The following is an 18,293-nucleotide window of genomic DNA, read 5'->3' as shown; positions in this document are numbered from 1 at the left end:
CACCCGCCGGTGCGACCGGCGACACTCAGTTGACCGACTCGGTGATCGTCAGGAGGCGTTCCCGGCTGAGCGTCCCGACCGGCCGGCCGTCCTCGGTGACCACGGCCCGGCCACCGGCCGAGGTGAGCAGCACGGCCAGCGCGTCGTACGCCGACCCGCCCAGCGGTACCGACGGCAGGTCCTTGCCGCCGTCGACCGGCAGCGGATCGAGCACCTCCCGGGTCACCGGGGTGACGGCCAGCCGGCGGATGCCCCGATCGGCTCCGACGAACTCGCGGACGAACCCGGTGGCGGGCGCGCCGAGCAGCGTCGCCGGGGTGTCGTACTGCTCCAACCGGCCGCCCTCGGAGAGCACCGCGATCCGGTCACCGAGCCGGACGGCCTCGTCCAGGTCGTGGGTGACCAGGACGATGGTCTTGCGTACCTCCGCCTGTAACCGCAGGAACTCCTCCTGCAGCCGGGTACGCACGATCGGGTCGACGGCGGAGAAGGGCTCGTCCATCAGCAGCACCACCGGGTCGGCGGCGAGCGCCCTGGCCACCCCGACCCGCTGCCGCTGGCCGCCGGAGAGTTCGTGCGGGTACCGCCGGCCGAACTGCGCCGGGTCCAGACCGACAAGCTCCAGCAGTTCCTCGACCCGACGCTTGACCGGACCGGTGGCCCAGCCGAGCAGCCGGGGCACGGTGGCGACGTTGGCGGCCACCGTCTGGTGCGGGAAGAGTCCGACGTTCTGGATGACGTAGCCGATCTGGCGGCGCAGTTTGACCGGGTCGACCCGGGTGACGTCGGAGTCGTTGAGCAGGATCCGGCCGGCGGTCGGTTCGATCAGCCGGTTGATCATCCGCAGTACGGTCGACTTGCCGCAGCCGGACGGGCCGATGAGCACGACCAGTTCACCCTCGTCGACGTGCAGGCTGAGCTCGCGGACCGCCTCGGTGCCGTCCGGGTAGCGCTTGCCGATGCCGTCGAGCGTGATCGACGCCGCGCGTCGATCGTCGCCGGCCCCCGGGGTAACGTCCACGTATGTCCTTCCGCCTGAGCTACCGGGCTGATCCGGGTAACCCGTGGTTCTCCTGGCAGTACGTGCGGGACAACTCTGACACGGTGCTCGACGCCCTGCGTGAGCACACCACGCTGACCCTCCGGGCGGTGCTCATCGCCGCGCTGATCGCCGTCCCGCTGGCCGTGCTGGCGTACTGGTTCCGGCCACTCACCGGGCCGATTCTCGCACTGACCGGAGTGCTCTACACGGTCCCCTCCCTGGCCCTGTTCGCATTCGTGGCGCCCTATCTGGGCATCGGCGTCGCGACCGTGCTGAGCGTGGTGGTGCTGTACGCGCTGCTGGTGATCGTCCGTAACACCGTCGCCGGGCTCAACCAGGTGCCGGCGGAGGTCCGGGAGGCCGCCGAGGGCATGGGTTACGGCCGCTGGGGGCGACTGCTGCGGATCGAGTTGCCGCTGGCCCTGCCCGGCATCCTGACCGGCCTGCGGTTGGCCACCGTCTCCACGGTCGCCCTGGTCACCGTCGGCGTGGTGATCGGACGGGGCGGGCTCGGGCAGATCATCTTCGCCGGCTTCCAGAACAACCTCTACAAGGCTCAGATCATGACCGGGACGTTGCTCTGTGTCCTGCTGGCGCTGGTGCTCGACCTGCTGCTGGTGGGCGCCGGTCGGCTGCTCACCCCGTGGCTGCGCGGGAGGACCGGATGAGCGCCGCGACGAATCCGGTGTCCCAGGCGGTGGTCTGGCTCAACGATCCGCTGAACTGGACGAACCCGGGCGGCATCCTGGACCGGCTCGGCGAGCACGTCAGCATGTCGGCCGCCGCGGTGCTGCTGGGCTGCCTGGTGGCCTGGCCACTGGGTCTCTGGCTGGGCCACACCGGCCGCGGCGGCGGGCTGGTGGTGCTGGTCTCGAACCTCACCCTGGCGGTGCCCACGCTCGCCCTGCTGACCATCCTTCCGTTGACCTTCCTCGGTTTCGGTCGGCCGGCGGTGGTGCTCGCGCTCGCGGTCTTCGCCGTGCCGCCGCTGCTGGCCAACGCGTACACCGGGGTGCGGCAGGTCGATCCGCAGACCCGGGAGGCGGCCCGTGGCATGGGCATGACCGGGGTGCAGGTGCTGCGCCGGGTGGAACTGCCGCTCGCGGTGCCCTATCTCGCGGCCGGTTTCCGGACCGCCGCCGTCCAGGTGGTCGCCACGGCGGCGCTGGCGACCTTCGTCAACGGTGGTGGCCTGGGGGAGATCATCCGGTTCGGGTTCGGCCTGAGCATCGCGGTCGGTGGTGGCCAGATCCTGGCCGGCGGGCTGCTGGTGGCCGGGCTTGCGGTAGGCGTCGAACTGCTCTTCGCGCTCGTCGAGCGGCTGGTCACCCCGCGCCCGCTGCGCCGCGCCCGGCGCGGTGCCGGGCGCCGCGCGGCGGATGCCGTGGCCGGCTCCTGACCAGGGGACGACTCAGGACATCGAGCAACCCGGCGCGGGGGGCTGGTCGTGCGATCCGCCTCACCGGTACGGCGTCCGTCGGGCGCGACGACCCCGATGGGTGACGTTCCGGTGACGAATGCCTCGTCGGCTTGTCGGTGGGGCACGGCAGGATGTTGGGTGGACATCGCGGGCGGCAGGCGAGATCGCCCGTCGGACACGCGGCCGGCCCATCCGGGCCGCGCCGGGACACGGAAGGCGGGCTCATGCGCGCAGGTAGAAGACTGTCCATCGCGGTCGCGGGGGCTGTCGCGGCGGCGACGGTCCTGGCTGGGTGCGGCGACGCCGGCTCCTCCGGCACCGAGGCACCCCAGCAGGGTGCCTCGGGCGAGGGTTGCGCGCCGGTGGCCGGTGAGCAGTTGATCGCACTCGAGGACGACAAGTCGCTGCAGAACGCCGACAACATCATCCCGGCGGTCAACAGCGAGGTGGCGAACCCCCAGCTGATCGCCGCGCTCGACAAGGTCTCCGCGGTGCTCGACACGCCGAAACTGGTGCAGCTCAACAAGGCGGTCGACGTGGACCGCAAGAGCGCCCAGGCAGCGGCGCAGGAGTTCGCCGACGCCAACTCGCTGACCGACGGGGTGCAGCGGGGACCGGGCGGACGGATCACGGTGGGGGCGGGCAACTTCACCGAGAGTGAGATCATCGCCGAGCTCTACAAGATCCAGCTGACCGCCGCCGGCTACCAGGTCTCCGTGCAGCAGATCGGCAACCGGGAGTTGTACGAGCCGGCGTTGGAGAAGGGCGAGATCCAGGTCGTCCCGGAGTACGCGGCAACCCTCGCCGAGTTCCTCAACGGCAAGGTGAACAGCGGCGGCCAGCCGGTCTCCTCGCCGGACGTCGACAAGACCGTCACCGCGCTGCGTGGCCTGGGTGAGCAGGTGGGTCTGACCTTCGGCGCGCCGGCGGCCGCGCAGACCCAGAACGCCTTCGCCGTGACGGAGGAGTTCGCCGACAAGTACGGCGTGCGGACCCTCTCCGAACTCGCCGAGAAGTGCTCGGGTACGGCGACGGTGCTGGGTGGTCCGCCGGAGTGCCAGGAGCGCCCGTTCTGCAAGCCCGGTCTGGAGCAGACCTACGGGCTGTCGGTCGGCTCGTTCTCCTCGCTCGACGGCGGTGGGCCGTTGACCAAGACCGCGTTGCGCAACGGCACGATCAGCGTCGGCCTGGTCTTCTCGACCGACGCGGCGTACGCGCAGAACTGAGTTCGAGCACGATGGCGCCCCGGCCGACTCGGCCGGGGCGCCATCGCGTTGCCAGTCGCGGAAGCGCCGCCGCGGATCCCCTCCGATACTCGCCTCGGACACCTGCCGTCGAGCCGTTCCCAGGTGACGCAACTCTCGGTAGGCTGCGGACCCATGCCCGCCCCGGTGCCCGCCGATCCGCGCAAGCTGCTCACCGTGCTCTTCTGGGGCGGTGTGGCCCTCGCTCCGGTCGCGGCGCTGATACTCCTGGTCGCTGACGGCAACGGGCCGCTGCGGTTCGCCGCGGTGCTGGCGATTCTGGCCGTGGTGCTGATCGGACTGTCCATCGCACTGCGTACCGACGGCGGTGGGTCGCACGCCGAGGAACTCCGCGAGGAGGTCGACGAGCTGCGGCGGGAGCTGCGCGGTGAGATCGTGGCTGCCGCCCAGCGTGGTAACCAGGCGCTCGACGAGATCCAACGGGTCCAGCAGGCGCTGGCCGGACTGCGTCAACGGGTCGACTCGGGTGGCGTCACCGCGGTCGCGGACGACGAACCGCCCGGCCCGGGCCGGGCCCGGGTGCCGGCACCGGAGGCACCGTCGCGGCAGACCGAACGGCCCGCCGTGCCGGCCGGGGTCTACGGCACGGCCCAGCCCGCCCCCGGCCGGACCGGCGGGTACGGCGCAGCGCGTTCCGGGCCCGGCAACGATCGTCCGGCCAGCGGCTCAGCCGGTGTCTACGGGTCGCCGGTCCGCCCCGAGCAGGACGATCGCCCGGGTGAGTCGGGAGGGCGGCCACTGGGGGTGGTCCGGCACACCGAGACGGTGCATGTGACCACCCGGCACACGATCGTCGGTGAGTCCGGTGGCCGGTACGGCGGTTACCCGGCGGCGTGGTCGGAGTCGCCCGGAGAGCGCGGGCGAGGGCACGGCATCGACGAGGACGACCACTCGTGGTCCGACGGCGATGATCGTTCCCGCCGGGACGACAGTCGTCGCTGGTCCGGTACGGAGCGCTCCGACGAACGTTCCTGGTCCGGGTCGGCCCAGGAGGAGGCGCGCGGGTGGTCCGGCCGTGACGGGGAACGTTCCTGGTCGGGGCGTTCCCGCGAGGAGGACCGCCCGTGGTCGCCAGCGCCGGCGGAGAATCGCTGGTCGACCGGGGAGGACGACTGGTCCGCCGCCCGCGATGGCGGCTCGGGTCATCCGGACGGGCCCGCCGACGGTCGCGACTGGGGCTCACGGGATGACCGGGGCTGGGACGCGGGTGGCCAGCAGTGGGAGGCTCCCGCGGACCCGGCACCGGCGGCTCGGGGACATCGGGCGGACGACACCGGGGCGTACTGGGCGCAGCTGCGGGCCGGAGACCGGTGGGCGGCGGTGCGTGACGACGATCGGGGCCGTGAGGTGCGCGTCGGCGAACGCCGGGCCGAACTGCACGCCGACCCGGTCGGCACCGAGTACCGGGTGGAGGACCGCTGGGCGAGCGTACGCCGCGACGAGCCACGCCGTGCCGCGGGCGACGACGCGTGGCGCGACAGTTGGGGCGAGCCGGAGAGCCGTCCGGCGCTACCCCCCGGTGGGGTGCCGGTGCCGCCCGAGTGGCGCCCGTCCCGCGAGCGCGGCTACCAGCCCGAACCAGCGCGGGGCCACCACCCGGAGTCGGCGTACGGCTACCAGTCCGAGTACCCGCGCGGCGAACGTCCCGGCGGGGAGCCGTACGGCCGCCGGCACCGCGTGGAGGAGCCCGGATACGGTCCGGCGGGGCGCGACGCCGGCGCTGGCCGCTGGCGCTGATCCGGCGACCGTACGCCCCGCCACGGGCCCGCGCCGGATCGCGCCGTCACTTGTCGATGTCGCCCACCACGAAGAACATCGAGCCGAGGATGGCGATCAGGTCCGGCACCAGGCAGCCGGGCAGCAGGGTGGCCAGGGCCTGCACGTTCGCGTACGAGGCGGTGCGCAACTTGAGTCGCCACGGCGTCTTCTCGCCCCGCGAGACCAGGTAGTACCCGTTGATGCCGAGCGGGTTCTCCGTCCAGGCGTACGTGTGTCCCTCCGGCGCCTTGAGCACCTTCGGCAGCCTGGTGTTGATCGGTCCGGTGAGCCGGTCGACCCGGTCCAGGCACTGTTCCGCCAGGTCGAGCGAGGCGTACACCTGGTCGAGCAGCACCTCGAAGCGGGCGTGACAGTCGCCGGCCGTCTTCGTCACCACCGGCACGTCGAGCTGGTCGTAGGCCAGGTACGGCTCGTCCCGGCGCAGGTCCAGGTCGAGCCCGGAGGCCCGGGCTACCGGACCGGACGCCCCGAACGCGGCCGCCTCGGCCGCCGACAGCACCCCCACGCCGACGGTACGGGCCAGGAAGATCTCGTTCCGGCGGATCAGGTTGTCCAGGTCCGGCATCCGGCGGCGTACCTCTCCGATGGCCGCCCGGGCCCGCCCGGTCCAGCCGGCCGGCACCTCCTCCTTCAGGCCGCCGACCCGGTTGAACATGTAGTGGATCCGCCCGCCGGAGACCTCCTCCAGCACCGCCTGGAGCGTCTCCCGTTCCCGGAAGGCGTAGAACATCGGGGTGATCGCCCCGATCTCCAGCGGATACGAACCGAGGAACATCAGGTGGTTGAGCACCCGGTTCAACTCGGCGAGCGCCATCCGCAGCCAGGTGGCCCGCTCGGGCACCTCCATGCCCATCAGCCGTTCCACCGCGAGCACCACGCCCAGCTCGTTGGCGAACGCCGAGAGCCAGTCGTGCCGGTTGGCCAGCACGATGATCTGCCGGTAGTCGCGCACCTCGAACAGCTTCTCGGCACCCCGGTGCATGTAGCCGACGACCGGTTCGGCGGCGAGCACCCGCTCGCCGTCGAGCACCAACTTGAGTCGCAGCACGCCGTGCGTGGAGGGGTGCTGCGGCCCGATGTTGAGCACCATGTCCGCGCCGAGCTGCTCGCCGCCGGTGCCCGCCACCAGCCCGGCGCCGGTGCCGACGGTCAGCTCGCGCAGCTCGCCCGTGGTCATGCCCGCCATCGTGCCATGAACCGCCGGGCCCGGCGGTGGTCGCCCGTCAGCCGTGCTGCCCGTCAGGACGGTCGGTAGGAGACGCGAGGGGTGGCAGCCGGTCGGTCGGCAGGTCGACCGGCTGCCACAGCCACCAGTGGCCGCCGAGGCCGGCCGGGTCGGTCAGCTCGGCCGCCGCCGACGCGGTGGCCAGTGCCCGCAGGTAGCCGGCCGGGTCGCTGCCGGCCAGGCTCAGCGGCGGTCGTCCGCCGTCGGCCCCGAGCGCTCGCAACGCCTCCCGTTGCGAGGTCAGCAGGTACGCACACCGGGCGACCCGCTCACCGGCGGCGGCGACGGAGTCGATGGCGACGTGCGCGGTGACGTCGCAGGAGCCGTCCGGCACCGGCGGCACCTGCCGCCCAGCCCGGTACCCGGTGAGCGTCCCGTCGATCGGCCGCTCCGCGCGCAGGTGGCCGTAGTCCACCGCCAACGCCAGCCCCCGGTCGACCCGCCCCACGGCGTCAGCCCACGCCTCGTCTCTGGTCCGCCCGATCTCCGCCCGCCCCATCGGCGGTATGCGCGTGGGGGTGCGGTCCGTGGGGGTGCGGTCCGTAGGGGTGCGGTCCGTGGGGGTTTCCGGGCAGCCCGGCCGGCTCCGGGCGGTCAGGCTTGATCCCTGCGCCGGCCGGGCTGCCCGGAAACCCGACGTGGTCGGGGCCGACCCGTCCGGTGAGGTCTGCGGGGGGAGGGTGATCGGCTCGTCCGTGCGGTTCTGCGTCCCGCGGGGCTGGTGGGTTGGAAAGGGCCACCAGGTGGTCAGCCAGGTTGTGTCGTCTCGACTGACTGGTTCGCCTGTCGTCTCGGCTCCGGTGGTGGGGTCGACGAGGAGGTAGTGCCATCGGTCGTTGACTTGGGTGGCCAGGTCGAGGGGGATGTTGTCGAGCCACTCGGTGGCCAGGAGCAGGCCGGTGACGGCGGTGGGGATCTCGTCCGTCCAGGTGATCTGGTCGGGAAGGTGCGCGGGGCGCGGGGCGAGTTCGACGGCGGTGAACCGTACCCGCAGCGCCAGCGGAACCGGCGCGGACGGCGACGGACCGACGGACCCCGACGAGACACCACCCGGGCCGGGGCGGACGGCGGCCGTGGTGGTCAGGGTTGCCGGGGAGCCCGCCCGCGCAGGGATCAAGCCTGACCGCCCGGAGCGGGCGGGCTCCCCGGCAACCCCCACGGAGAGTGCGTTGAGCAGTTCGCCACCCCCAGCCCCCACATCCACCACGTCGAAGCGGTCGGGGAAGCCCAGGGCGGCGTCGAGGTGGTGGATCAGGCGGAGCAGCGCCGAGGTGAAGACCGGTGAGGCGTGCACGCTGGTCCGGAAGTGGGCTGCGGGCCCGGCTCCGGAGACGAAGAAGCCCTCGGGCCCGTAGAGGGCCCGCCGCATCGCCTCGCGCCAGCGCATCGACATGGGGCCCTCCTCACACCGGTGAACGATTTCACACAACCTTGTTTCAGATCCGCTTCAGAGACGCATACTTGCCCCGACCGGTACCCCGTCTCGAGGACTGGATCGTGACATGAGCGCACGGCTGCGCACCCACTCGGCCGCCTCCCGGCGGCCCGCGACCTTGGCGTCGGCCAAGGCTGACACTTCTACCCTGCTCACGGTCGGCGTCATCGGCGCCGGGCGGGTGGGCGCCACCCTGGGTGCCGCGTTGGCCGCCGCGGGTCATCGGGTGGTCGCCGCCAGCGGGACGTCCGGTGCTTCCCGGGCCCGACTGGCGCTGCTGCTGCCGACGGTTTCCCGCCGCCCGGCCGCCGAGGTCGCCCGGGCCGCCACCGACCTGCTGCTGATCGCCGTACCGGACGACGCGTTGGCCGAGGTGGTGGCCGGTCTGGCCGCCGACGGTGCGGTGCGTCCCGGCCAGGTGGTCGCGCACACGTCGGGGGCACACGGCCTGGCCGTGCTGGCGCCGGCCAGCGCGGCCGGTGCCCGTCCACTGGCGCTGCATCCCGCGATGACCTTCGCCGGCACGCCCGACGACCTTGGCCGGCTGCCCGGCATCTCCTACGGGGTGACCGCGCCGGCCGACCTGCGCCCGCTGGCCGCCCGGCTGGTGGTCGACCTCGGTGGGGTGCCGGAGTGGATCGCCGAGGCCGACCGACCGCTGTATCACGCGGCGCTGGCGCACGGCGCGAACCACCTGGTGACCCTGGTCAACGAGGCGGCCGACCGGCTGCGCGACGCCGGGGTGGGCCAGCCCGAGAAGGTGCTCGCCCCGCTGCTGCGTGCCGCGCTGGAGAACGCGCTGCGCCTCGGCGACGACGCGTTGACCGGCCCGGTCTCCCGGGGCGACGCCGGTACGGTGCGGCGGCACCTGGCGCGGCTCGCCGGCACCGCACCCGAGTCGGTCGAGCCCTACCTTGTGCTGGCGCGGCGCACCGCCGACCGGGCCGTCGCGGCCGGCCGGCTGCGTCCGGCCGACGCGGCGGCACTGTTCGGCGTCCTGGACGACTACCGGAGCGGGGTGGCGGCGTGACCATCGGCGGGGAACAGGTGTCGAGCGGGGTGGAGCACGTGACGGGGCTGGTGCACACGCGTGCCGACCTGGCCGAGGCGCGAGCCGCCTGCACCGGGACGGTGGGGGTGGTGATGACCATGGGCGCGCTGCACGAGGGGCACGAGACGCTCCTGCGCGAGGCCCGGGCGCGGGCCGACCACGTGATCGTGACGATCTTCGTGAACCCGCTGCAGTTCGGGCCGAACGAGGACTTCGACCGCTACCCGCGTACCCTCGAAGCCGATCTCGACGTGTGTCGGCGGGCCGGGGCGGACCTGGTCTTCGCTCCCTCGGTGGGTGAGATGTATCCCGGCGGTGAGCCGGCGGTCCGGGTCAACCCGGGGCCGCTCGGCGAGGATCTGGAGGGGCTCAGCCGGCCGGGGTTCTTCCACGGCGTACTCACCGTGGTGCTGAAGCTGCTGCAGCTCACCCGCGCGGACCTGACCTTCTTCGGTGAGAAGGACTACCAGCAGCTGACCCTGGTCCGGCGGATGTGTCGGGACCTGGACGTTCCGGTCGAGGTGATCGGGGTGCCCACCGTCCGGGAACCGGACGGTCTCGCCCTTTCCAGCCGCAACCGCTACCTTTCGCCGGCCGAGCGCTCGGGGGCGCTGAGCCTGTCCCGGGCGTTGCGGGCCGGAGCCGAGGCCGCCTCGGCCGGCGGCGACGCCGCAGCGGTCCTGACGGCGGCACACGTCGCCTTCGGGGCCGGCGAGTCCGGCGCGCGGCTCGACTACCTGGTGCTGACCGATCCGGATCTGGAGCCCGGGCCGGTCCGTGGCCCCGCTCGGCTGCTCGTGGCGGCCTGGGTGGGCGACACACGGCTGATCGACAACGCTCCGCTCCGGCTCGACCCGGCTTCCTGACCACACGTACCCGCGAAAGGCGTCCCGATGTTCCGCACGATGCTCAAGTCCAAGATCCACCGGGCCACGGTGACCCAGGCGGACCTGCACTACGTTGGCTCGGTGACCGTCGACGAGGATCTGCTCGACGCCGCGGACCTGCTCCCCGGCGAGCAGGTGGCGATCGTCGACATCACGAACGGGGCCCGCCTGGAGACGTACGTGATCCCGGGCCGGCGGGGCAGCGGTGTGATCGGTATCAACGGTGCCGCCGCCCGCCTGGTCCAGCCGGGCGACCTGGTCATCCTCATCTCGTACGCGCAGATGGACGATGCCGAGGCCCGCGCGTACCGCCCTCGGGTGGTGCACGTGGACGCGGACAACAAGGTCGTCGACCTCGGCGCCGACCCGTCGACCGCCGCGCCCGGCACGGCCGGCGCTCCGGTGCCCAACCCGCTGTCGGTGTAGGGAACACTCGTCGGCCAGGATTCGCTGCTCGCGGGAGCCTTTCGTGCCGGCCGTGAGCATCGCGCCGCGATTCCGGTCTGTCACCGGAAGGTCATTTCTGGTTACCCTGGAGGCGCCGTCGGGGGACGGCCGCTGACTGGGGGAGGCGGCGCCATGCAGCGTGCGACGAGGACCCTGGTTACGGCCTTCATCATGGCGGCGCTGCTGGCCGGTTGTGGGTCGACCGGCGGGCTGGACGGCGACCTGGTCGACGACTGGGCCGCGTTGCCGCCGCCCGGGCCCTTCACCCCGGCGGTTGGGGTCTGTCACGAGGCCGACTTCGCCGAGGTGGTGCCGCTCGGGGCGTACGCGCCGGTGGACTGTGCCGCACCGCACCGGGTGGAGACGGTGCACGTCGGCGCCTTTCCCGCCGTCCGGAAGGAACCGCCGCCCACCGGTTCCGCCGAGCTGCGCACCGCCTTCGCCGACTGTGACAAGCGGGCCAACGGCCACGTCGGTGACAACTGGCGGGCCGGGCGGCTCCGGTTGGCGGTCGCGGTGCCGTCCGGGCCGGGCTGGGCCGCCGGGTCGCGCTGGTACCGCTGCGACCTGATGGAGGTCGACACGGTCGAGGCCGGTGCCAAGGTGGTGCCGCGGACCGGCTCGCTGCGCGACGCGCTCCGGACGGCGTCGGCGTTGCGACTGAGCTGCCAGCAGACGCGTACCGGTGGGAGCGGGGTGGTGCAGACCCTGGTGCCGGTGGCGTGCACCGACCGCCACGACGCCGAGTTCGCCGGGGTCTGGTCGGCTCCGGACCGCCCGTACCCGACCAGCAGTGTGCAGTGGGCACCCTTCTACGCCGGGTGCCGCTCGGTCCTCGCCCGCTTCGCCGGTCTGCCGGACGACAATGCCCTGATCTTCCGGACCGACGTGGTGGTGCGGCCGCCCAGCGCCGGTCGGTGGCGGGTGGGCGACCGGGGGATCCGTTGCTATCTGTGGCTCAGCGACCGTCGGGTGACCGGAACACTCAAGGACGCCGGCCCGGCGGCCCTCCCGGTCCGGACGAAGTAGCCGGAACCACTCGTCCCGCCCCCGCCGCCCGAGTCGAAAGGCATTCGGGTTGACTGAGGGCATGGACCTACCGACCGTCGGCCTGCCGGCGCTGCCGAGCCGGCTGGCCGCCCCGGCACCCGGCTGGGTGGAGACCACCGACGTGATCGTGGTCGGCTCCGGGGTGGCCGGGCTGACCGCCGCGTTGCATCTGCGTGAGGCGGGACTGCACGTCACAGTGGTCACCAAGGTCGACATGGACGAGGGATCGACCCGGTGGGCGCAGGGCGGCATCGCCGCGGTGCTCGACCCGGCCGACACCCCGGCCATGCACGCCTCCGACACCGAGATCGCCGGCGTCGGTCTGTGCGACCCGGCCGCGGTCCGCGTGCTCGTGGAGGAGGGGCCGACCCGGCTGCGGGAACTGATGCGTCTCGGTGCCGAGTTCGACCGCAACGCCGACGGGTCGTTGATGCTCACCCGCGAGGGCGGGCACCGGGCCGACCGCATCGTGCACGCGGGCGGCGACGCGACGGGTGCCGAGGTGCAGCGGGCGTTGCACGAGGCGGTACGCCGCGACCCGTGGATCAGGCTCGTCGAGCACGCGTTGGTGCTGGATCTGCTCCGGGCCCCCGGCGACGGTCCGGGCGGGCTCGGTGCGGCGTGCGGGATCACCCTGCACGTGCTCGGCGAGGGTAGTGAGGACGGCGTCGGTGCGCTGCTGGCCCGCGCGGTGGTGCTGGCCACCGGCGGCATGGGGCAGATCTTCGCGGCCACCACGAACCCGGCGGTCTCCACCGGTGACGGGGTCGCCCTGGCCATGCGGGCCGGTGCCGCGGTCACCGACGTGGAGTTCGTGCAGTTCCACCCGACCGCGCTGATCGTGCCGGAGCACTCCCGGGTGCCCGGTGCCGGGCACGCCCAGCAGCCGCTGGTCTCCGAGGCGCTGCGGGGCGAGGGCGCGTACCTGGTGGACGCCGACGGCAAACGCTTCATGCTCGGCCAGCACGAACTGGCCGAGCTGGCCCCCCGGGACGTGGTCGCCAAGGGCATCCACCGGGTGCTGCTGGCCACCGGCGCCGACCACGTCCACCTCGACGCCCGCCACCTCGGCGGTGACTTCCTGGCCCGCCGGTTTCCCACAATCGTCGCGTCGTGCCTGGCCATCGGGGTCGACCCGGGAACCGGCCTGATTCCGGTGGCGCCGGCCGCGCACTACGCCTCCGGCGGGGTGCGCACCGACCTGCGCGGCCGGACCTCGATCCCCGGTCTGTACGCCTGCGGTGAGGTCGCCTGCACGGGCGTGCACGGCGCGAACCGACTGGCCAGCAACTCGCTGCTGGAAGGGCTGGTCTTCTCCCGGCGGATCGCCGACGACATCGCGTCCGGCCTGCCCGGGCAGGCCCGCCCGGCGGACACCGGGGCGTGGCGGGGTGAGGGCGGCTGGGTGCTGCCGGCCGAGACGACACCGGTGTTGCAGCGGGCGATGACCAGGGGCGCCGGAGTTCTCCGCTCGGCCGCGACGCTCACCGCGACCGCCGCCGAACTGGTCGAGCTGGGCGTCGCTCGCGGCACCCCGCGTACCGCCGACTGGGAGGCGACGAACCTGCTCACGGTGGCCGCCACACTTGTCGCCGCGGCCTACGCCCGCCAGGAGACCCGGGGCTGCCACTGGCGGGAGGACTTCCCGGTGGCCGACGAGCGGTGGCACGGCCACCTGGTCGGTGCCGTCGGCGGAGCGGGACGGTTGACCACCCGGTGGGAGGAGACGCGATGACCAGCGAGACGGAGCGGATGCTGCGCGCGGCCGGGCTGGACCCGGACCAGGTACGCCGGATCATCGAGAACGCGCTCGTCGAGGACCTCGGCCCGGACGGGCTCGACGTGACGAGTACCGCCACCATCCCGGCGGCACAGACCGACACCGCCGACGTGGTGGCCCGCGCCGACGGCGTGGTGGCCGGGCTGGCCGTCGCCGCCGCCGTGTTCGAGTCGGCCGCCGAGGCGACCGGTGTCGGGCGTACCGTCGAGATCTCGCTGGTGGCGCACGACGGCGAGCGGGTGGCCCGGGGAGACGTGCTGGCCACGGTGACCGGACCGACCCGGGTGCTGCTCACCGCCGAGCGGACCGCCCTCAACCTGCTCTGTCGGATGTCCGGGGTGGCCACGCACACCCGGGCCTGGGCGGACGCGTTGGCCGGCAGCAAGGCGATGGTGCTGGACACCCGCAAGACCACGCCGGGGTTGCGCGCCCTGGAGAAGTACGCGGTCCGGGCCGGCGGGGGCACGAACAAGCGGATGGGCCTGCACGACGTCGCCATGGTCAAGGACAACCACAAGTTCGCGGCGGGCGGCGTCGCCGCCGCGTACCGGCGGGTCCGGGAGGCGTTCCCCGACGTACCCGTGCAGGTGGAGGTGGACACCCTCGCCGAGGCCGTGGAGGCGGTCGAGGCCGGAGCCGACTTCCTGCTGCTGGACAACATGCCGCCGGCGGTGCTGGCCGAGGTGGCGGCCACCGTGGGCGATCGGGCCGAGCTGGAGGCGACCGGCGGGCTGACCCTCGCCGACGCCGCGGCGGTGGGTGCCACCGGCGTCGACTACCTCTCCGTCGGCGCGCTCACCCACTCCTCACCGATCCTGGACATCGCCCTGGACCTGCGCATGGAGTGAACCCGTCTAGGCTGCGTGCGTGCTGCTCTGCATCGACATCGGGAACACGAACACCGTGCTGGCGACCTTCGACGGCGACAAGCTGGTGCACTCCTGGCGGATCAAGACCGACGCCCGTTCGACGGCCGACGAGCTGGGTCTGATGTTCCGGGGCCTGCTCGCGGGCGACGCCGTCGAGATCACCGGCGTGGCCGCCTGCTCGACGGTTCCGGCCGCCCTGCGCTCGCTGCGGACCATGCTGACCCGCTACTACGGCGAACTGCCGAGCGTCATCGTCGAGCCCGGGGTGCGTACCGGGGTGCAGCTGGCCATCGACAACCCGAAGGAGGTCGGCGCGGACCGGGTGGTGAACACGCTGGCCGCGTACACCCTCTACGGTGGGCCGTCGATCGTCGTCGACTTCGGGACCACCACGAACTTCGACGTGATCAGTGGTCGGGGCGAGTTCCTCGGTGGTGCGTTCGCCCCGGGCATCGAGATCTCCTTCGACGCGCTCGCCGCCCGCGCCGCCCAGCTGCGCAAGGTCGAGGCGACCCGGCCCCGCTCGGTGATCGGCAAGAACACCGTCGAGTGCCTCCAGGCGGGCCTCTACTTCGGTTTCGCCGGTCAGGTGGACCGGATCGTCGAGCGGATGGCCGCCGAGCTGGGCGAGTTGAAGGCGGTGATCGCGACCGGTGGGTTGGCCTCACTGGTGCTCAACGAGTGCCGGACGATCACGCATCACGAGCCGATGATCACGTTGATCGGGTTGCGCATGGTGTACGAGCGGAACGTCTGACGCTTTCGGTCTTGCGGTGGGGGGTTTCCGGGCAGCCCGACCGGCTCCGGGCGGTCAGGCTTGATCCCTGCGCCGGTCGGGCTGCCCGGAAACCCTCGGTGGGGCAGCGTCATCCGTCCGGTGGGGCGGTGGGTCTGAGGTGGCAGGGCTTGTCGCGCCTGTTGCGGTTGCGGGTCTGTGCGCCGGTGTTCAGGTTCTCCGGGCGCGGGCTACGAGGGTGGTGTACGGGAGGGTGATGGTCTCCTGGGTGGCCAGGTCGGGGTGGGTGTGTAGGAGGGCGCGGACCTGGTGGTCGACCTCGGCTCGGCGGGCGGGGGTGGCGGTCAGGTAGTGGGAGCGGGTGCGGACCAGGCCGAGCAGTTCGTCGGGGGTCAGCGTGCTGGCGTGGGTGAACTCTGCCCACTCGGGGGCGGTGAAGGAGTCGCCGAAGTCGGTCACGCTCTGCCGCAGGTGCTCGACGGTGTCGCCGATCTCGGCGATCCGGCTCAGCTCGGCCACCCAGGCGCACGAGTCGTCCCGCAGGTTCCACAGCGGCGCGAATACCCCGCCGGGCCGCAGCACCCGGGCGATCTCCGCGTGTGCCCGTGGCCGGTCGAACCAGTGGTACGCCTGGCCGGTGAGGACGGCGTCGGCGAACCCGCCGGGCAGCGGCATCGTCTCGGCGCTGCCGGCCAGCGCGCGCACCTCGGTGTCGACCGACGTCAGCTGGGCCCGCATACCGGGGTCGGGCTCGACGGCGGTCACCCGGTGCCCCAGGGCGAGCAGGCCACGGGCCAGGATGCCGGTACCGGCAGCCAGATCGACAAGCCGCGCGGGGGCGTCGATGCCGTCGAGCGCCCACCGCAGTGCGGCCTGCGGATAGCGGGGCCGGTAGCGGTCGTAGTCGGCGGCGGCGGTGCCGAAGGAGAGGGCCTGCGTGGGGTCGGTCATGACCGGCAGGCTATCCAGTAACGGTCGCCGGGGCGGTTGAGTACGCTCGGGCCTGACCCCGCCCGAATTCTCCCGCCGAGGAAGCGTGCCGTGACCCAACAGAGCCCCGTGCCAGTCGACCCCGCCGACGACCTTCCCGAGCAGATGAAGGTCCGCCGGGAGAAGCGGGACCGGATGCTCGCCGAGGGTTTGCAGCCCTACCCGGTCAGCTACCCGCGTACCAGCACCCTGAGCCAGCTGCGCGAGCGTTACGGGGATCTGCCGACGGACACCGCCACCGGCGACCGGGTCTCGGTCACCGGCCGGGTGATCTTCGTACGGAACACCGGCAAGCTCTGCTTCGCCACCCTGCGCGACGGCGACGGCACCGAACTGCAGGCGATGCTGTCGCTGGACCGGGTCGGCGCGGATCGGCTGGAAGCCTGGAAGCGCCTGGTGGACCTGGGCGACCACGTCGGGGTCACCGGTGAGGTGATCACCAGCCGCCGGGGTGAGTTGTCGGTGCTGGCCGAGGAGTGGGCGGTCACCGCCAAGGCGTTGCGCCCGCTGCCGGTGGCGCACAAGCCGCTCAGCGAGGAGGCCCGGGTCCGGCAGCGCTACGTCGACCTGATCGTCCGTCCGCAGGCGCGGCAGATGGTCCGTACCCGGGCGACGGCGTTGCGGAGTCTGCGCGATTCGCTGCACGGCGAGGGTTACCTTGAGGTGGAGACCCCGATGTTGCAGTTGCTGCACGGGGGCGCGGCGGCCCGGCCTTTCGTGACCCACAGCAATGCGCTCAACACGGATCTGTATCTCCGAATCGCGCCGGAACTGTTTTTGAAGCGCGCTGTCGTCGGCGGCGTCGAGCGGGTCTTCGAGATCAACCGCAACTTCCGTAATGAGGGCATCGACTCTTCGCACTCGCCTGAGTTCGCCATGCTGGAGGCGTACGAGGCGTACGGGGACTACAACACGATGGCCGAGTTGACCCGTAATCTCGTCCAGCGGGCGGCGATCGCGGTCTCCGGATCGACGGTGGTCACCCACGCTGACGGTCGGGAGTTCGACCTCGGCGGCGAGTGGCGTTCGGTCACCCTCTTCGGTGTGCTTTCCGAGGCGCTGGGTGAGGAGGTCACGGTCCACACCGAGCAGGCGCGCCTGGTCGAGTACGCCGACAAGGTGGGCCTGGCCGTCGACCCGAAGTGGGGGCCGGGCAAACTGGCCGAGGAGCTGTTCGAGGAACTCGTGGTACCCGGCCTCGAGGCGCCGACCTTCGTGCGGGACTACCCGGAGGAGACGAGCCCGCTGACCCGGGCGCACCGCAGCGAGCCGGGCCTGGCCGAGAAGTGGGACCTGTACGTGCTCGGGTTCGAGCTGGGGACCGCGTACTCCGAGCTGGTCGACCCGGTGGTGCAGCGGGAACGGCTGGTGGCCCAGGCGCAACTGGCCGCCCGGGGTGACGACGAGGCGATGCGACTGGACGAGGACTTTCTCCGGGCGATGGAGTACGGAATGCCGCCGGCCGGTGGCATGGGAATGGGAATCGACCGGCTCCTGATGGCGCTCACCGGCCTGGGAATTCGGGAAACCATCCTCTTCCCGTTGGTCCGCCCTGAGTAGTCGTACGAAAACTTACCGCCTCGTTACCGCATCCTATTGACGCGACAAGCATCTGGCGGGTTATTGTGCTTGTGCAGTTGGCAGGAGCAACCCTGCTCGAAAGGAATGTGGCGTGGCCAAGCAGATCATTCACAAGCTGGTCGATGACCTGGACGGCGGGGACGCGGACGAGACCGTCAAGTTCGCGCTCGACGGTGTTCAGTACGAGATCGACCTGTCAGGTTCGAACGCAGAGAAATTGCGCGAGGTATTCGCCCCGTACATCGCCCACGGCACGAAGGTCGGTCGCGGCGGCGTGGTCGTCGGTGGTCGGGCCGCCCGTGGTCGCGGTGGTGCCACCGCCGACCGTGAGCAGAACAAGGCCATTCGGGCCTGGGCGCGCAAGGCGGGCAAGGACATCTCGGACCGGGGCCGGATCCCGCAGGAGATCGTCGACGAGTACCACTCGAAGGCCGGTCACTGAGACCAGGCACCAGGAGCGGCCATGACGCCGGCCCGGAGAGCTTCTCCGGGCCGGCGTCGGCGTCGGCGGGACTATTCGCGGCATGCCGCACGTTGTCCACAGCCGGTGGATGTCTTGTCCACAACCTGTGGATGGTGCCGTCCCCGGTCGGGGCGCCCCCGTGCGGCGTTCCCGGCGGTCCCGGCGACCGGGCCGAATTTCGCTCTGCGCGTACACAGACCATGCCCGGAACACCCGTTGAGCGTGGATGGTTGTGCAAAACGACGCGTACCGGGCCTACGACGCAGACACACG

At 72.3% G+C, this 18,293-nt stretch carries 17 protein-coding genes; 13 read left to right on the top strand and 4 right to left on the bottom strand.

Annotated elements, in window-relative coordinates; genetic code table 11:
* Nucleotides 1-25 precede the first annotated feature (25 nt).
* A complete protein-coding gene (locus tag O7605_RS07890; protein WP_269738556.1) occupies nt 26-1,021 on the bottom strand; it encodes an ABC transporter ATP-binding protein in 996 nt (331 codons plus the stop codon).
* Nucleotides 1,022-1,023: 2 nt separating this feature from the next.
* On the opposite strand from O7605_RS07890, the gene O7605_RS07885 reads away from it, so the two are divergent.
* The 4 genes from O7605_RS07885 (at nt 1,024) to O7605_RS07870 (ending at nt 5,464) form a co-directional block, all read left to right on the top strand.
* Nucleotides 1,024-1,710, top strand: coding sequence for an ABC transporter permease (locus O7605_RS07885; protein ID WP_269738555.1), 687 nt, complete (start codon nt 1,024-1,026; stop codon nt 1,708-1,710).
* The gene (locus tag O7605_RS07880) at nt 1,707-2,441 is read left to right on the top strand and encodes an ABC transporter permease (protein ID WP_269738554.1); all 735 of its coding nucleotides are present in this window, start codon (nt 1,707-1,709) and stop codon (nt 2,439-2,441) included. The genes O7605_RS07885 and O7605_RS07880 overlap by 4 nt, the downstream gene beginning before the upstream one ends.
* A gap of 245 nt (nt 2,442-2,686) precedes the next feature.
* A complete protein-coding gene (locus O7605_RS07875; protein WP_269738553.1) occupies nt 2,687-3,688 on the top strand; it encodes a glycine betaine ABC transporter substrate-binding protein in 1,002 nt (333 codons plus the stop codon).
* Nucleotides 3,689-3,841: 153 nt separating this feature from the next.
* Nucleotides 3,842-5,464 carry a hypothetical protein gene (locus O7605_RS07870; protein ID WP_269738552.1) on the top strand — a complete coding sequence of 541 codons (1,623 nt, stop codon included), beginning with the start codon at nt 3,842-3,844 and terminating at the stop codon, nt 5,462-5,464.
* Between the two features lie 46 nt (nt 5,465-5,510).
* On the opposite strand, the gene O7605_RS07865 is transcribed toward O7605_RS07870, so the two are convergent.
* Together O7605_RS07865 and O7605_RS07860 are read right to left on the bottom strand one after the other, a co-directional pair.
* On the bottom strand, nt 5,511-6,692 hold the full coding sequence (locus O7605_RS07865; protein WP_269738551.1) for an NADH-quinone oxidoreductase subunit D: 1,182 nt from the start codon (nt 6,690-6,692) through the stop codon (nt 5,511-5,513).
* A gap of 37 nt (nt 6,693-6,729) precedes the next feature.
* A complete protein-coding gene (locus O7605_RS07860) occupies nt 6,730-8,124 on the bottom strand; it encodes an SAM-dependent methyltransferase (protein ID WP_269738550.1) in 1,395 nt (464 codons plus the stop codon).
* A 109-nt stretch (nt 8,125-8,233) separates the two neighbouring features.
* Here O7605_RS07860 and O7605_RS07855 point away from each other — a divergent pair, with 109 nt between their 5' ends.
* From O7605_RS07855 to O7605_RS07825, 7 genes are all read left to right on the top strand, one after another.
* A complete protein-coding gene (locus O7605_RS07855; RefSeq protein WP_269738549.1) occupies nt 8,234-9,196 on the top strand; it encodes a Rossmann-like and DUF2520 domain-containing protein in 963 nt (320 codons plus the stop codon).
* A 38-nt stretch (nt 9,197-9,234) separates the two neighbouring features.
* Nucleotides 9,235-10,083 (top strand): pantoate--beta-alanine ligase, encoded by an 849-nt coding sequence (panC, locus tag O7605_RS07850; RefSeq protein WP_269738752.1) that lies wholly within the window; start codon nt 9,235-9,237, stop codon nt 10,081-10,083.
* Nucleotides 10,084-10,110: 27 nt separating this feature from the next.
* Nucleotides 10,111-10,530: an aspartate 1-decarboxylase gene (gene panD, locus O7605_RS07845; protein WP_269738548.1), complete on the top strand. Its 420-nt coding sequence runs from the start codon at nt 10,111-10,113 to the stop codon at nt 10,528-10,530.
* Nucleotides 10,531-10,683: 153 nt separating this feature from the next.
* Nucleotides 10,684-11,580, top strand: a complete 897-nt coding sequence (locus tag O7605_RS07840; RefSeq protein WP_269738547.1) for a septum formation family protein — start codon at nt 10,684-10,686, stop codon at nt 11,578-11,580.
* 61 nt (nt 11,581-11,641) lie between these two features.
* The gene (locus tag O7605_RS07835) at nt 11,642-13,336 is read left to right on the top strand and encodes an L-aspartate oxidase (protein WP_269738546.1); all 1,695 of its coding nucleotides are present in this window, start codon (nt 11,642-11,644) and stop codon (nt 13,334-13,336) included.
* Entirely contained in the window at nt 13,333-14,229 is an 897-nt protein-coding gene (nadC, locus tag O7605_RS07830) for a carboxylating nicotinate-nucleotide diphosphorylase (RefSeq protein WP_269738545.1), read from the top strand. The genes O7605_RS07835 and nadC overlap by 4 nt, the downstream gene beginning before the upstream one ends.
* A gap of 19 nt (nt 14,230-14,248) precedes the next feature.
* Nucleotides 14,249-15,007, top strand: a complete 759-nt coding sequence (locus O7605_RS07825) for a type III pantothenate kinase (RefSeq protein ID WP_164448613.1) — start codon at nt 14,249-14,251, stop codon at nt 15,005-15,007.
* 189 nt (nt 15,008-15,196) lie between these two features.
* On the opposite strand, the gene O7605_RS07820 is transcribed toward O7605_RS07825, so the two are convergent.
* Nucleotides 15,197-15,937 (bottom strand): class I SAM-dependent methyltransferase, encoded by a 741-nt coding sequence (locus tag O7605_RS07820; RefSeq protein ID WP_269738544.1) that lies wholly within the window; start codon nt 15,935-15,937, stop codon nt 15,197-15,199.
* Nucleotides 15,938-16,027: 90 nt separating this feature from the next.
* On the opposite strand from O7605_RS07820, the gene lysS reads away from it, so the two are divergent.
* Both lysS and O7605_RS07810 read left to right on the top strand, forming a co-directional pair.
* Nucleotides 16,028-17,536 (top strand): lysine--tRNA ligase, encoded by a 1,509-nt coding sequence (gene lysS / locus O7605_RS07815; RefSeq protein ID WP_269738543.1) that lies wholly within the window; start codon nt 16,028-16,030, stop codon nt 17,534-17,536.
* Between the two features lie 112 nt (nt 17,537-17,648).
* The gene (locus O7605_RS07810) at nt 17,649-17,999 is read left to right on the top strand and encodes a histone-like nucleoid-structuring protein Lsr2 (protein WP_093409819.1); all 351 of its coding nucleotides are present in this window, start codon (nt 17,649-17,651) and stop codon (nt 17,997-17,999) included.
* Nucleotides 18,000-18,293 lie beyond the last annotated feature (294 nt).

Origin of the sequence: Verrucosispora sp. WMMA2121 (assembly GCF_027460185.1) — a bacterium.
Lineage (GTDB): Bacteria > Actinomycetota > Actinomycetes > Mycobacteriales > Micromonosporaceae > Micromonospora > Micromonospora palythoicola.
Note: the sequence above shows the minus strand (reverse complement) of the source record. Positions and strands in the feature narration are given on the sequence as shown.